The organism is Geobacter anodireducens (assembly GCA_001628815.1).
Lineage (GTDB): Bacteria > Desulfobacterota > Desulfuromonadia > Geobacterales > Geobacteraceae > Geobacter > Geobacter anodireducens.
Window position 1 is genome coordinate 3,425,541 of record CP014963.1, and the last position, 13,930, is coordinate 3,439,470.

At 63.5% G+C, this 13,930-nt stretch carries 12 protein-coding genes and 1 pseudogene; 4 read left to right on the forward strand and 9 right to left on the reverse strand.

Annotated features, from left to right (window positions below):
- From A2G06_15735 to prfC, 3 genes are all read right to left on the reverse strand, one after another.
- Complete coding sequence (locus A2G06_15735; GenBank protein ANA41717.1) at positions 1 to 750, reverse strand: 1-(5-phosphoribosyl)-5-amino-4-imidazole-carboxylate carboxylase; 750 nt, start codon at positions 748 to 750, stop codon at positions 1 to 3.
- Positions 751 to 956: 206 nt separating this feature from the next.
- Entirely contained in the window at positions 957 to 1,571 is a 615-nt protein-coding gene (locus A2G06_15740) for a hypothetical protein (protein ANA41445.1), read from the reverse strand.
- A 226-nt stretch (positions 1,572 to 1,797) separates the two neighbouring features.
- A complete protein-coding gene (gene prfC, locus A2G06_15745) occupies positions 1,798 to 3,378 on the reverse strand; it encodes a peptide chain release factor 3 (GenBank protein ANA41446.1) in 1,581 nt (526 codons plus the stop codon).
- A gap of 148 nt (positions 3,379 to 3,526) precedes the next feature.
- On the opposite strand from prfC, the gene A2G06_15750 reads away from it, so the two are divergent.
- The gene (locus tag A2G06_15750) at positions 3,527 to 4,225 is read left to right on the forward strand and encodes a pilus assembly protein PilZ (GenBank protein ANA41447.1); all 699 of its coding nucleotides are present in this window, start codon (positions 3,527 to 3,529) and stop codon (positions 4,223 to 4,225) included.
- 112 nt (positions 4,226 to 4,337) lie between these two features.
- Here the strand turns inward: A2G06_15750 and A2G06_15755 are convergent, their stop codons facing one another.
- On the reverse strand, positions 4,338 to 4,775 hold the full coding sequence (locus A2G06_15755) for a DoxX family protein (GenBank protein ANA41448.1): 438 nt from the start codon (positions 4,773 to 4,775) through the stop codon (positions 4,338 to 4,340).
- Positions 4,776 to 5,009: 234 nt separating this feature from the next.
- Here A2G06_15755 and A2G06_15760 point away from each other — a divergent pair, with 234 nt between their 5' ends.
- Entirely contained in the window at positions 5,010 to 5,987 is a 978-nt protein-coding gene (locus A2G06_15760) for a delta-aminolevulinic acid dehydratase (GenBank protein ANA41449.1), read from the forward strand.
- Between the two features lie 78 nt (positions 5,988 to 6,065).
- Positions 6,066 to 7,166, forward strand: coding sequence for a ribonuclease Z (locus A2G06_15765; protein ANA41450.1), 1,101 nt, complete (start codon positions 6,066 to 6,068; stop codon positions 7,164 to 7,166).
- 7 nt (positions 7,167 to 7,173) lie between these two features.
- On the opposite strand, the gene A2G06_15770 is transcribed toward A2G06_15765, so the two are convergent.
- Positions 7,174 to 8,340, reverse strand: coding sequence for an exonuclease (locus A2G06_15770; GenBank protein ANA41451.1), 1,167 nt, complete (start codon positions 8,338 to 8,340; stop codon positions 7,174 to 7,176).
- Between the two features lie 276 nt (positions 8,341 to 8,616).
- On the opposite strand from A2G06_15770, the gene A2G06_15775 reads away from it, so the two are divergent.
- Entirely contained in the window at positions 8,617 to 9,123 is a 507-nt protein-coding gene (locus A2G06_15775; protein ID ANA41452.1) for a chemotaxis protein CheX, read from the forward strand.
- Between the two features lie 153 nt (positions 9,124 to 9,276).
- Here the strand turns inward: A2G06_15775 and A2G06_15780 are convergent, their stop codons facing one another.
- From A2G06_15780 to A2G06_15795, 4 genes and pseudogenes are all read right to left on the reverse strand, one after another.
- Positions 9,277 to 10,032, reverse strand: coding sequence for a hypothetical protein (locus A2G06_15780; GenBank protein ANA41453.1), 756 nt, complete (start codon positions 10,030 to 10,032; stop codon positions 9,277 to 9,279).
- A 2-nt stretch (positions 10,033 to 10,034) separates the two neighbouring features.
- Positions 10,035 to 10,988, reverse strand: coding sequence for a methionyl-tRNA formyltransferase (locus A2G06_15785; protein ANA41454.1), 954 nt, complete (start codon positions 10,986 to 10,988; stop codon positions 10,035 to 10,037).
- Positions 10,989 to 10,998: 10 nt separating this feature from the next.
- On the reverse strand, positions 10,999 to 11,502 hold the full coding sequence (locus A2G06_15790; GenBank protein ID ANA41455.1) for a peptide deformylase: 504 nt from the start codon (positions 11,500 to 11,502) through the stop codon (positions 10,999 to 11,001).
- An 87-nt stretch (positions 11,503 to 11,589) separates the two neighbouring features.
- Positions 11,590 to 13,844 (reverse strand): annotated as a pseudogene (locus tag A2G06_15795) (primosomal protein N').
- Positions 13,845 to 13,930 lie beyond the last annotated feature (86 nt).

Sequence of the window (13,930 nt, forward strand, 5' to 3'; positions counted from 1 at the left end):
TCATTCTCTGTTGATTGTGCTCGCGGCAACGGCGGCGCCGAACCCGTTGTCGATATTCACCACGGTCACGCCGGCGGCGCAGGAGTTGAGCATGCCCAGCAGCGCGGCGATGCCGCCGAAGGAGGCCCCGTAGCCAACCGACGTGGGAACGGCGATGACCGGCCGGTCCACGAGCCCCCCCACCACCGAAGGGAGCGCCCCCTCCATGCCGGCCACCACGATGAGCACCCGTGCGGAAAAGAGCACGTCGCGCCGGGACAGCAGCCGATGGATGCCGGCCACCCCCACGTCGTAGAGGTGGGAAGCCTCGTTGCCGAGCATCCGGAGGGTGACCAGGGCCTCGGCGGCCACCGGCAGGTCGGAGGTACCGGCCGAGATGACGAGCACCGTGCCGAGCCCCCGCTTCTCAACCGGGCGCGGCTCCAGGGTGAGGCAACGGGCATCGGCGTGCCAGACCGCGGCGGGAAACGCCTCCTTGACTGCCAGGGCCTTGGCCTCGTCGAGGCGGGTCACCAGGATGTTGTTCCCCTTGGCGGCCAGGGAGGCCATGATCCGCTCCACCTGGCCAGCGCTCTTGCCGGCCCCGAAGATCACCTCGGGGAAGCCCTGGCGCAGCCCCCGGTGGTGATCCACCAGGGCGTCGCCCACATCCTCGTAGGGAAGATGCCGCAGCCGCTCCAGCATCTCGTCTTCGCTGAGCGCGCCGTCTTTGAAGGAACGCAGGATGGTTTTCAGTTCCCGAGGGTCCATGGGGGCTCCGATCATGTTCGTACATAGTGTAACATACCTGGGGCGCAAGGACAGGCACGCCGTAACGACGCGGGGCCGGCACCGGCGAGCGGACCCCGGCCTCGCACGGACCGGGGTCTGGCTTGTGTATAGCACCAAATCGAGGGGTTGGAAAGGGGTGAGGGAGGCTGCGGCGGAAAGAGTGCCCCGCCGGCGGGACGCGATGTTCAGTCGCGTTCGAGCCCGAGCAGGTGGCAGATCTGCCCCTGGAGCCCCATGAAGGGAGCGGCAACCGGCCGCAGCAGCACGGCCAGCCGACGCTCCAACTGGCGGGCGGCGGGGGAGCAGGGCGCCAGTTCCGGCTTGAAAATGGAAATGAGAACCAGGAAAAGAAGCACCACCATCTGGGCGACACCAAAGGCTACTCCCAAGCGGTAGGTTTGGACGTAGGCCAGGTTGTCGAAAGCCGCCAGCCGGTTGAGGCCGGCGATTTCAGAAAGCTCCTGGAGCCAGGGGCCGAGGAACACGATGCCGAAGAAGGTGGCCACCAGGGTAACCACCCACTTCACCGCGACCCAGCGGTGACGAAAAAAACCCCAGTGGGTCGTGAGCGATATGAGCGCGCCCGACATGACCGAACCGGCAACCCCCGGCCCGATGAGCCAGTTGTCCAGGGACCGGATGGCGTCGTTGACCGCGAAGAGCTCATCCCCGTTGGTGGCGAGGCGGTCCTTGTAGAGAAGGATGAGGATGGCCTGGGCGCCGCCGATCCACATCATGGCGGAAAAGGTATGGATGTACTTGAGGAGAAGGCGGGTCTGGGGGCTGGCCTGATACCGCATGTGCAATCCTCCGGGTCGGGATGGGAGGAGCACCGCCGGTGGCCGCGCTCCCGCCCTTGCCCGGAAAGAGTGCAAAGCGGATTCCCGTATACGGCAGTTTCGCGTATACGCGAGACTGCCTATTCTTACACAGGGATTACAGATTATGTGTCAACTATGCCCACTGCGCTTTGCGCCACACCTGTCACAGCATGGGCCATGCGCGGCACATGTTGCGCTTCGCCAATCAGTTGTGTTCGCGAGTTGCGTGGAAGGCGAGATCTTTCCAGTTGTCCATGGTATTGTCGAGGCGCCACTGGGAGCCGGCCAGATACGTCAGGTCCCCCTCGCCGTCGATGTAACAACTCATCACTTCCTTTTTCTGGAACTCCTCAATCTTTTTCTTCTCCCCGGTCACCCAGCGGGCGGTCACGTAGGAGACCGGCTCATAGGTGGCCTTCACGTTATACTCATGCTCGAGCCGGTGCATGACCACGTCGAACTGGAGAAGGCCGACGGCTCCGACAACCCAGTCGGCCCCCATGAGCGGGCGAAAGACCTGGGTTGTCCCCTCTTCGGCCAACTGGGTCAGCCCCTTCTCCAGGGCCTTGGATTTCAGGGGATCCAGCAGGCGCACCCGGCGAAAGTGCTCGGGGGCGAAATTGGGAATGCCCGTGAACTTGAGCTCCTCTCCCTGGGTGAAGGTGTCGCCGATCTTGATGGTGCCGTGATTGTGAATGCCGATGATGTCGCCGGGAAATGCCTCGTCCACATGGGTGCGGTCCTGGGCCATGAAGATCGTTGCGTTGTTGATGGCTACCTCGCGGCCGAGCCGCACATGGCGGACCTTCATGCCCCTGGTGAACTTGCCGGAACAGACCCGGAAAAAGGCGATCCGGTCCCGGTGGGCGGGGTCCATGTTCGCCTGAATCTTGAAGGCAAAGGCGGTGAAGGGCTCTTCGTAGGGGGAAACGGTACGGCTGACCGCCTCGCGGGGAAGCGGCGTAGGGGCATGATCCACAAAGGTGTCGAGAAGTTGCTGTACGCCGAAGGTGTTGATGGCGCTGCCGAAGAAGACCGGTGTCTGGAGTCCGGCACGATACGCCTCTTCCTCGAAGGGATGGGCAGCCCCCTCCAGCAGTTCCACGTCGGCACGCAACTCCTCGGCCTGGGAGCCCAGGAGTTCATCCAGGCGCGGGTCATCGAGGCCGGTCATGGAGATGACGCCGCCGGTGCCGCGCTCTGCCTCGGCATCGAAGATGACGAGCTCCTTGGTGTAGAGGTGGTAGGTTCCCCGGAAGCGTTTGCCCATGCCGATGGGCCACGTCATGGGGGCGCACTGGATTCTCAAGACTTTTTCGATTTCGTCGATAAGCTCAAAAGGATCGCGGCCTTCACGGTCAAGCTTGTTGATGAAGGTCATGATCGGCGTATGGCGCAGGCGGCACACATCCAGGAGCTTGATGGTCTGGTTCTCAACGCCCTTCACCGAATCGATGACCATCAGGGCCGAGTCGACGGCGGTGAGGACCCGGTAGGTGTCTTCGGAAAAGTCATTGTGACCGGGGGTGTCCAGCAGGTTCACCTCGTAATCCCGGTAGGTGAACTTCATGACCGACGAGGTGACGGAGATGCCGCGCTGCTTTTCCATCTCCATCCAGTCGGAAGTGGCATGGCGGGCTGCCTTGCGGGCGCGGACCTCGCCGGCCTGCTGGATGGCGCCGCCGAACAGCAGCAGTTTTTCGGTGATGGTGGTCTTGCCGGCATCCGGGTGGCTGACAATGGCAAAGGTGCGCCGGCGATCGATTTCCTGTTCGTTGTACTTCATTGTGTGGAACTCCGAAAGACTTGAGAATATCTGAACAAAGAAAAGGCGAAGAAGCTGCTCTTCGCCTTGAAAATCGATGATACACCAGCTCCCCGACGGTTTACAACCAAAAGAACGCCGGGGAAACACCTCGCTCAAGGATGGGGCAATGCACGACTACTACCAGTTGGTTACGGTTGCCGACCTTCCCCAGGACAACCGGCAGATTCTGGACACACTGACAGCCATCGGCGCGGGCAAGCTGCCCAACGATCTGAGGCTCCTGAACTACTACCGCTCCATCCCTGTCAACTTCGGCGCCACGGTGGAATCAGTGGAACGGGGCTCGGTGGAACTGGCGGTGAACCAACAACAGGCCATTGTCATGCAACTGGAAAAGCAGGCGTTCCTCAAGAGCAGCCACTTCCCCAAGGATGTACTGGCGACCGTCAGCTACGTCAATATCGACAAGTGCGTGGCCATCCTCGCCAACTTCGCCTATGCGGTGATCAGGTCGGAACGTCGTCAATTCGTGCGCGTGGAAGTTAAGGAAAAGATCGAGGCGAGTTTCGCGGGGGACGGCTTCACCGTGGCCGGCCAGTTGAACGACATCTCCCTGGGAGGCGTGGCCATCTCCGCCACGATCCCCTCTCATCCCGATGCGGGTATCAAAGGGAAGGTCACGCTGCATCTGCCCGGCGGCCCCCTCGAGATGCCCGCCCATATCCTGCGGGTCATCACCACGAAACAGTCGGACCTCTGCATCATTGAAATCCAGCCCGACAACCGGGCCGAGAAGGGGATATCCCACTACATCTTTCAGCGCCAGGTTGAGATCATCAGGGAACTGAAGGACTCGATTTTCTAGCTGGCCCGCATCCGCTGGCACGCCCCGTCTTCGTCCGCTCCCCTACCCCATGCTCCTCGACCTGGCGCACATCCGAACACGATGGAACGGCCATGGGGTTACGCGCAACAAGTTACCGCTTGAAAAGATAACGGTCAACGGACCATGCTCCGCCCCCGGTGAAGACGAGGGCCAGCGCCATGCCGAGGAGAGCGAGGTTGTACTCGACGCCGTTCCCCCGGGGGCCGTTGAGGAAAAAGCCGTTCACCCAGTGCACCTTGTACATGGCGACCGCCATGGTCGAGGCGATGCCGAAGCCGGACAGCCGGGTGAGAAAGCCGCAAAGAACGCCGATGCCTCCGCCGAATTCGGCAATGATGGCAAGCAGCGTGAAAATCGGCGGGACCCCCAGCTTCTCCTCGAACATCCTGAAGGTGGCGGTGAGGCCCTGGCCCCCGAAGGCGCCGAGAAGCTTCTGGGAGCCATGGGCAATAAAGATGGCGCCGAGCGGCACCCTGATCATGAGGAGCGCCAGCGAATCGGCCACGGCGCCCATGTTCGACCTGGCCATGGAGACCTCCTGCTGTTTGCGTGCCGGCGTACCCATCACGCACGACCGGTTATTGCTATTTTTGCCACAAGAGCCGCCCGTGCGCAACGGTAAATACCCCCTGGCCGGCAACGGCTCGTCGCTGCTCCGCCGCTACGGAAAACTATTTGAGTGAGAGCCACCAGATGAGTTAGTATGACCAGGTTGGGCAGCAGCCGCCCAGGCTGCCATCAGACAGCAAGGAGATCAGACGCCATGTTCTATCCCACCTTCAGAGCGCGCAGGATCAGGGGCAAGGAGGTTTTCCGCCGGATGGTCAGCGAGACCACCCTCTCCGCCACCGACCTGATCTATCCGATGTTTTCCGCCTTCGGCACGGGCATCAGGAAAGAAATTTCCTCCATGCCGGGCATTTACCAGCAATCCATCGAGCATATCGTGGCCGAGGCCCAGGAGGTTTATGAACTGGGAGTGCCGGCGGTGATCCTGTTCGGCATCCCCGAGACCAAGGACGCCGTTGGCAGCGACGCCTACGCCGAGCACGGCATCATTCAGGAGACGATCCGGGCCCTGAAGAAACAGGTGCCGGGGCTGGCGGTCATCACCGACGTCTGCATGTGCGAGTACACCGACCACGGCCACTGCGGCATCATCAAGGACGGCGACGTGGACAACGACGAGACCCTGGAGCTCCTGGCCAGGGAGGCCCTCTCCCACGCCGAGGCCGGGGCCGACATGGTGGCGCCGTCGGACATGATGGACGGCCGGGTCATGGCGATCCGCGAAATCCTGGACAACAACGGCTACAAAAATATCCCGATCATGAGCTATGCCGTAAAATATGCTTCGGGCTACTACGGCCCGTTCCGGGAGGCGGCCGAGTCGACGCCACAGTTCGGTGACCGCCGCTCCTACCAGATGGACCCGGGGAACCGCCGGGAGGCCATCCGCGAAGCCCGCATGGACGTGGAAGAGGGCGCCGACATCATCATGGTGAAGCCGGGGCTTCCCTACCTCGACATCGTCCGGGACCTGCGGGAGGAGTTCGATCTCCCCGTGGCGGTCTACAACGTCTCCGGCGAGTACAGCATGATCAAGGCCGCCGGCCGGGCCGGCTGGATCGACGAAGAGCGGGTCATGATGGAGACCCTCCTCTCCTTCAAGCGGGCCGGCGCCGACCTGATCCTCACCTACCACGCCAAGGAGGCTGCGCGGGTCCTCAAGAGAGGATAGCCTGTTTCCGTGATACACTGAAAAGGCCTGCCGGATGGCGGGCCTTTTTTCGTATCAGCCGCATTCGCGAGGCATCCCATGAAGAACCGCCTCCCCTTCCGTTACCTGGAACCCACCTTCTGCGCGGGGCTCCTGGACGACCCGGTCCTCCTGGTGAATATCCGGCCCCTGGGGCGTTCGATCCTGGTGGACTGCGGCCAGATCCACCATCTGGCAAAGCGGGTACTGAAATCCATCGATGCCGTATTCGTCACCCATGCCCATATGGATCACTTCATGGGGCTGGACACCCTGGTCCGCCACATTCACGTCTCCCCGCGGACTGTGGAACTCTTCGGCCCGCCGGGGATCGCCCGGAAAGTGGCTGCAAAGCTGGCCGGTTACGACTGGAACCTGGCCGAATCCTACTGGTGCATGCTCCGGGTGCACGAAGTCCATCCCGAGCGCATTGTCCGGTTCACGTTCCCCGGCTCCAAAGGGTTTCCCAGCCGGCCCGATGGGGAAACGGCGCGGACGGGGACCGAGATCTTCCGCAACGGCTTTCTCACGGTCGATGCGGATCTCTGCGACCACAACACCCTGCCGACCCTGGTCTTCCGCATCGCCGAACGCCCCACCTTCTGGATCGACGGGGCAAAAATCGGACAGGAGGGACTCGTGCCGGGTGCATGGCTGCGGGAGCTGAAGCACCGGTTCTATCGCGGCGGGCTTGACGGGGAGACGATCACCGTGGCCGTCCGGACGGTCGGCAACGGGGCGGCGCGACAGGCCAGGGAAGGCCGGGAGCTCTTCGAGGCAATCCGAAGAGATCAGGAGCCCGCCAGCATCGGCTACCTCACCGACATTGGCGCCAACGAGACCAACCTGGCCACGGTGCGGCGGATCCTTGCCAACGTCACGCTCCTGGCCTGCGAGTGCTCGTTCCTGGCGGCCGACGAGGCCAAGGCCCGCACCTCCCACCATCTCTGCACCGCGGATGTATCGGCCCTCGCCCGGGAGCTCCGTCCCGGCTGGCTCCTCCCCATGCATCTTTCCAAGAGCTACAATACAAAGGGCCACCTCCTCTACCGGGAGCTGGCCCTTGCGCCGGAGACCCGGCTGATCCGCCTGCCCGAGCATCTTACCCCCCGGCCGCTGCTGCCGGGGGAGTTTCCGGGCCTCTGGAAGGTCTCGGAATAGAGGGGGCTCACTCCCCCGCCAGCCACCCCTCGATCCGCGCCAATTCCTCGCCCCATCCGGCACCCAGCCGCACCGTGAGGAATTCGCCGTACAGGCTGTCAAAGAGTTGGAGCCCCTGCTCCAGAACATACATCCGCTCGTAGAAGGCCGCCTCCCGTTCGCTCACCTCGTCCACGTGGTCGCCCTTTTCGATGGCCACCTTGGGGGACTTGAGGGAGGCGAAATGAAAGAGCTCCCCCTTGAGGGTCAGCTTCCAGACGTTCTCCTCCTTTTCCAGGTAGAGGGTCGATTCGGTGATCCGCTTGCCATGGGCAAGGGCGGTGCGGGTCTCGCGGAAGTGGTCCTGGGGGCCGGCCACGGTGATCTTCTGGGTTCCGGCCTCCCCCGCGCTCATGAGCACGAGGCGGTCGTTCAGGTAGGCCACGAAGGGCTCGCCAGCCAGAGCCGGGCCGGGTTGGCCCACGCGGTACTCGGAAGAATCGGTCATGGTCCGGTGGAGAAGCCAGAGGAGGAAATCCCACCCGAGCCACTGGTTGCTCCTGATCAGATCGATGGCGGCATCGCTCGTGGCGAGGTTGGCCTGTTCCAGGGCAGGCTTCAGCCCTTCGCCGCCCACGGCCTCTGCCCGGGCATAGGGGTGGATCGCCACCAGGCGCGTCCCCTCGAAGGTCTTCTTGAACTGGGTCTCGAACAGCTCGATAATGGGAGCCGACAGGGAGGTAAAGGTGACGATGCCGGTGCGGGTGTCCCAGACCGCATCCCAGGTGGAGGGAACCGGCAGGGTCTTGGCCAGGAGGTTCAGGCGCACCGCCTCTTTCAGCTCCTCGCGCTTCTGCTTCGGCACCCGGTTGAGGCCGGGGCTGGCGGCAAGATGCTCGTGCTCGGCCACCTGGAGGTAGGCCTTTACCAGCGCCGCCGGGAGCTTGCGCTGATCGCGGCGCAGGGTGAAGGCCACGTAGTGGTCGCGCCAAAAGGCGGCGGGAACGTCAAAGCTCATCTGCCGATGGTCGTCCAGGTGAACCCACCCCACGGACTGCTCGGCGACCCCTTGATCGATGGACTGAAAGGCCTGTCGGGCGAGATGTTCGGCAATCCAGGGATAGAGGTCTCCGGAGGGGATATCCCCCGCGACCCGGAACTGGCATATGGCGGTTGTAGTTGAAAGAATACCCATGGTTCTGCTCCTTCGGATAATGTGGAAAGGGATCAGTGATACACCGGCGGGGCGGCGGGGTGCAAGCAGATTATCGGTCAACGGGCGAGATGCACCGGATTTACTCCACACATGAAAAAATTATTGCAGTTTTATCTGCCAACGCCGATAAATGTGTATGCGGGAACGCGAATACCGAGATCGCGCGCGGTGGGTGGCGGAAGCAGAACGCGTCGTCCGAGCAATCCCTGCACAGTGAGTGCAGGGCCGCGTCCAGGCGAGTAAAGGAGCAAGCGTATGGCGTTGAGTTTTACCGTCAAGGAAGCCACCTACAACGAAGCGGATCTGGTGGGACACATCGTTGAGTCGGTCAAAAAAATATTCTCGACCATGATCTTCATAGATGACATTGTCGATGAGTATCCCCTTGCCAAACCCGAATCCCACTTCATCGCCAGCATTTCGGGCATGGTCGGCCTGGGCGGCGATTTTTCGGGGATGGTGGGAATCCACATTCCCATCGAATTCGCTCGGGAGTCCACTGCTTCCATGCTCGGCATGGGATTGGATGAACTCGAAGGCGAAGACGATATTCGCGACGCCGTGGGAGAGATTACCAACATGCTCGCCGGCGAGATCAAGATGCTCTTTTCCGCCAATAACCTCTCGGTGTGCCTTTCCACCCCGTCGATCATCTCCGGCAGCGATTATACGGTGGAGGTGGTTTCCAGCGGGGCCGCCGTGGTGGTCCCCTTCAACCGCAATGAATATCGCTTCCTGGCAACGCTGCAGATCGAGGCGTAGCACACATACCTGTCCCGGGCGCGCCGAACAGCGTCGTTGCCGCCCGGGCTCTCCCTTTCTCCGCTGAGCCGCCTTCAGCACACACCTGAACCGGATACGACCACGGGCAACATGAAACAGAGCGCGGAGCGAGCGCCGCCGTACGGCAGTGCATCACCCCATGATGATCTGGAGGGATTCGTCTATCTTGGCGATGTCCACCGAGGTATTGAAGCAGGGCCCGAAGGGGCGGTCGTTGAGAACGCCGATGACCGGCAGGGGATAGCAGTCCTTGATGCCCGAGGTCAGATCCCGCTCGCAGGCCACGGCCACCACGAGTTTGGGGCGCTTCTCAATGATGACCTTGCGGGCAAGGGTGCCGCCGGTGGCCACGGAGATGTCGATCCGGTACTTCTCGGCCAGTTCCGCCAGCCCCTTGATGTCGCACCGGCCGCAGCGGATGCATTTGTTGATGTCGCCGGTCACCTTGATCTCGCAGTCGAAGAGCTGGAGACAGTGGGGCAGCAGGATGAGGATCCGGTCCGGCTTCACCTTGTAGCGCTGGGACAGCACCAGGCTGTTGTTCATGGCGATGAACGATTGACGGATGGTGTCGGTTGAGATGCCGAAGGCGCGCCCCAGGAGTTCGATGACTGGGAGCAGGAACTTGATGACCACGCCGCGCAGGAAGCGGGTGAAGTACATGTCCTTGCCCAGGGCGGTGGTCAGCACGAGCACGGCGGTACCCAGGAGCGCCAGGAGCGAAAGGCCACCGAGCACGATCCCCACCACCCTCGGCAGGCTCGGATGGATGTTGGCGAGTCCGGTGGTGGGAACCCACCAGAGAAGGTAGATCCCTCCCACGATCAGGAGGCAGGTGAGCCCCATGAGGGCGATGAACAGACGTTTCTGGGGGGGGCGTTCCGCCATTGTCAGTTCTCCACGCTCCCTGCATCGCCAAGGCGCGTTCCCGGCTCCAGGCGAAATCCGGCGAGGAACTCGGCGGTGGGGAGCCGCTTGCGTCCCTCCAGCTGCAACTCCTGGATCAGAATGCTGCCGGAGCCGCACCCCACGAGAATTCCCTCCCTGCAGGCCCTCAGGATCTCGCCGGGCGCGCCGGTTTCCCCGGCAACAGCCACCCGGTAGAGCTTGAGGGTCTTTCCGTCCAGGAAAGTGTAGGCTCCCGGCCACGGGGTAAAGCCCCGCACCTGGTTCTTGACGTGCACCGGCTCTCGGGTCCAGTCGACGAGGCCGTCCTCCTTCTTGAGCAGGGGAGCGTAGCAGGTGAGGGAATCATCCTGCTTTTCGCGCACCAGTTTGCCGGCCAGCAAGAGATCGAGGGTCTCGTCGATGGTCTCGGCACCCAGTTGCGACAGGCGGTCGTGGAGGGACTGGGCGTCCTCGTCGGGCTCGATGGGGATGGCCCGTTTCACGAGCATGTCCCCGGTGTCGAGGCCCGCATCCATCATCATGGTGGTGATCCCGGTCTCGGTCTCGCCGTTGATGAGGCACCAGTTGAGGGGAGCCGCTCCCCGGTAGCGGGGAAGAAGCGAGGCATGAATGTTGATGCAGCCGTGCTTCGGGATGTCGAGCAGGCTCTGGGGCAGAATCTGGCCGAAGGCCACCACGACGATGAGATCGGGGGCGAGCCGGCGGATCTCGTCGACGGACTCCGGGGTTCGCACCTTGAGAGGCTGGAGCACCGGGATGCCGTGCTCCTGGGCCAGGGCCTTCACCGGCGGCGGCACGAGCTTCTGGCCGCGCCCCTTGGGGCGGTCGGGCTGGGTGACGACGGCGATGACCTCCTCGCCGCGCTCGATCAGCTTCCTGAGCGTGGGGCAGGCAAATTCGGGGGTTCCCATGAAGATGATGCGCAGTCCGGCCATAGGTTGATCCTCACTCCTCTTCGGTCATGCGGCGGTATTTTTTCTTGAACATTTCCTTCTTGAGCGCGGAGAGGTGATCCACGAAAAGGACGCCGTCCAGGTGGTCGATCTCATGCTGGAAGGCGATGGCAAGCAGACCCTCCGCCCGATGGACGACCTCCTCTCCCTCCAGGTCGAGGGACTTGACCACCACCCGCTCGTGGCGGTGAACGTTGGCCGAGTACTTGGGGACCGAAAGGCACCCCTCCTCCTCGTAGGATTCCCCCTCGGCATGAATGATGACCGGGTTGATGCAGACGATCAGCTCGGGCCGCTCGTCGCGCGGGGACACATCGATGACGATCACCCGCTGGCTCACGCCGACCTGGGGGGCCGCCAGCCCGACGCCCTGGGCATCGTACATGGTTTCGGCCATGTCGCGAACCAGTTCGCGGGTGGCGTCGTTGATGATGGTAACCGGCACCGCCTTTTTCTTCAGCACCGGATCGGGATAGGTGAGGATCGTGCGTACCATGGTCTGAACCTTCCGTAATGGGTTAATCTTTCTGATAATAGCTAATTGCGGCGGGAAAAATCAAACCTAAACGAGGCGCACGGGGGTTTACATGAGATCCACGGGGTCCATGTCAACCTGGAGCCTCACGCCGGCCGGAGGCTGGAAGCTCTCACGCACCCGACGAACGAGGCGATGGAGGGTAGTCCGGTCTGCCGCCTTCAGAAGGATCTGCCGGCGGAAACGGCCGCGGAGTTTGGCCAGGGGCGCGGGCGCCGGCCCCAGGATCTCGACCCGTCCGCCCCCATCCCGGCGCAGTTCGCGCAGCCGCGCCGCCAGGAGCTCACTTGTCCGCTCCACGGCCGATGCGGCGGTTCCGCTCAGGCAGAGGGCCGCCAGATGGGCAAAGGGGGGATAGCCGGTCTCCTGGCGGAACGCCAGTTCTGCCCCGTAAAAACCATCCATATCGCCGGCCACGGCGTGGGCCAGGGCGTAGTGATCGGGGTTGAGGCTCTGGATCAGCACCCGGCCCGGATCATCCCCCCGGCCAGCCCGTCCGATGAGCTGGGTCACCAGCTGGAACGTCCGCTCGGCACTCCGGTAATCGGGGATATTGAGGGTCGATTCCACCGACAGGATTCCCACCAGGGTGATCCCTGGGAAGTCGTGCCCTTGGCCACCATCTGGGTGCCGATGAGGATGTCGGTCTGCCGCTCCGCCACCTTGCGCAGAATCCGGGCATGCCCTCCCCTGCGGGCAGTGGTGTCCCGGTCCATCCGGTCCACCCGGGCATGGGGAAAGTGCTCGCGCACGTACGCTTCCACCTGTTCGGTGCCGAGCCCCAGATGGATGATCCGTCCGCAACCGCATCCCGGGCACAGGGACGGGGCCGGAACGGCATAATCGCAGTAGTGGCAGATGTGCCGGTTCCTGCCCTGGTGATAGGTGAGGGTAACCTGGCAGTTCGGGCAGCGGAGCACGTGGCCGCACTCTTCGCAGGTGAGCCAGGTGGAGAAGCCGCGGCGGTTGAGGAAGAGAAGGGTCTGCTCCCCCCGCGCCAGGTTCTCCTCCACCTCCGCGGCGAGCCGGGCATGGAGGATGCTTCCCCTGGCCCCCCGGACGTCGATGATTTCGGCCGACGGCAAGGGTAGGCCGTTCACCCGTTCGGGGAGGTCGAGGCATTCGAGCTTGCCGCCGGCAACCGCATGCCAGGTGGTGACCTGGGGCGTGGCGGTGCCGAGGACCACGCAAGCCCCGGCCATCTTGCCCCGTACCAGGGCCATGTCGCGGGCGTTGTAGCGGAACCCCTCCCCCTGCTTGTAGGACCCTTCGTGCTCCTCGTCCACCACGATCATGCCCAGTTCGGCCAGGGGAGCGAAAATGGCCGAGCGGGCACCGATGACGATGGCTGCCTCGCCCCGGCGGATCCGGCGCCACTCATCGAAGCGCTCCCCATCGGAGAGACCGCTGTGGAGCACTGCCACCCCGCACCGGAACCGCCGGCGGAACCGGCTTACCAGTTGGGGAGTGAGGGCGATCTCGGGGACCAGGACCAGGGCGCTCCTCCCCTGTTCGAGACAATGGGCGATGGCCTGAAGATAGACTTCCGTCTTGCCGCTGCCGGTGACGCCCCGGAGCAGGAAAGGGGTGAACCGTCCAGCGTCCAGGGCCGTTCTCAGCCGGACCAGCGCAGCAGTCTGCCGCCCGTTGAGCACCAGGGGACAATCGTGGCCAACGGTTTCCATCCGGAACGGGTCCCGGTAGATTTCCCGCTCCGCCATCTCCACGAATCCCAGTTCCCGCAGCCGTCTGAGCTGAACTGAACATTCACCAAAGAGACGCCGCAACTCCGGTGCCGACTCCTGGCCCCGCTCCGTCAGGTGAGCCAGCAGCACCGAGGCCTTCCCCGGCGGAGGAGCAGTCTCCGGCACCCCGGCAACGGCGCGATAGACCCGTTCGGTCTTCACCGAGCGGCCGCCGGTGAGCTCATCCTCTTCCAGACCCCGACCCCGCCGACTCTGGACGTTGATCCCCGCCGGGAGCGCCGCCTTGATCACCTCGCCGAGGGGGTGGAGATAGTAGGAAGAAGCCCAGCGGTACAGGGCCAGCTCACTGGGGGTGAAGAGGGGACCATCGTCCAGGAACTCAAGAACGTCGCGCAGCTCCCGCCCGTCGTCATCGACAACCTCCAGCACGTAGCCGGTGACCTTCCGCCGGCCGAAGGGGACGAGGAGCCGCCGCCCCACCGCCGCTGCCGGGGCCAGCGGAGCGGGCACGCGGTAGGAGAAGGGGGCATCGAGCGGAAGCGGGACCGCCACGTGGACAATGACGGTCTGCCGTTCGTTCATGGGGAATGATGACATGGCCCCATGGTATCAGCAGTCGGGCGTCCGGACAAGGAGAGAGCTGGTTCCCCGGACGGCATGCCTTGACGAGACCGGCGCGTTTC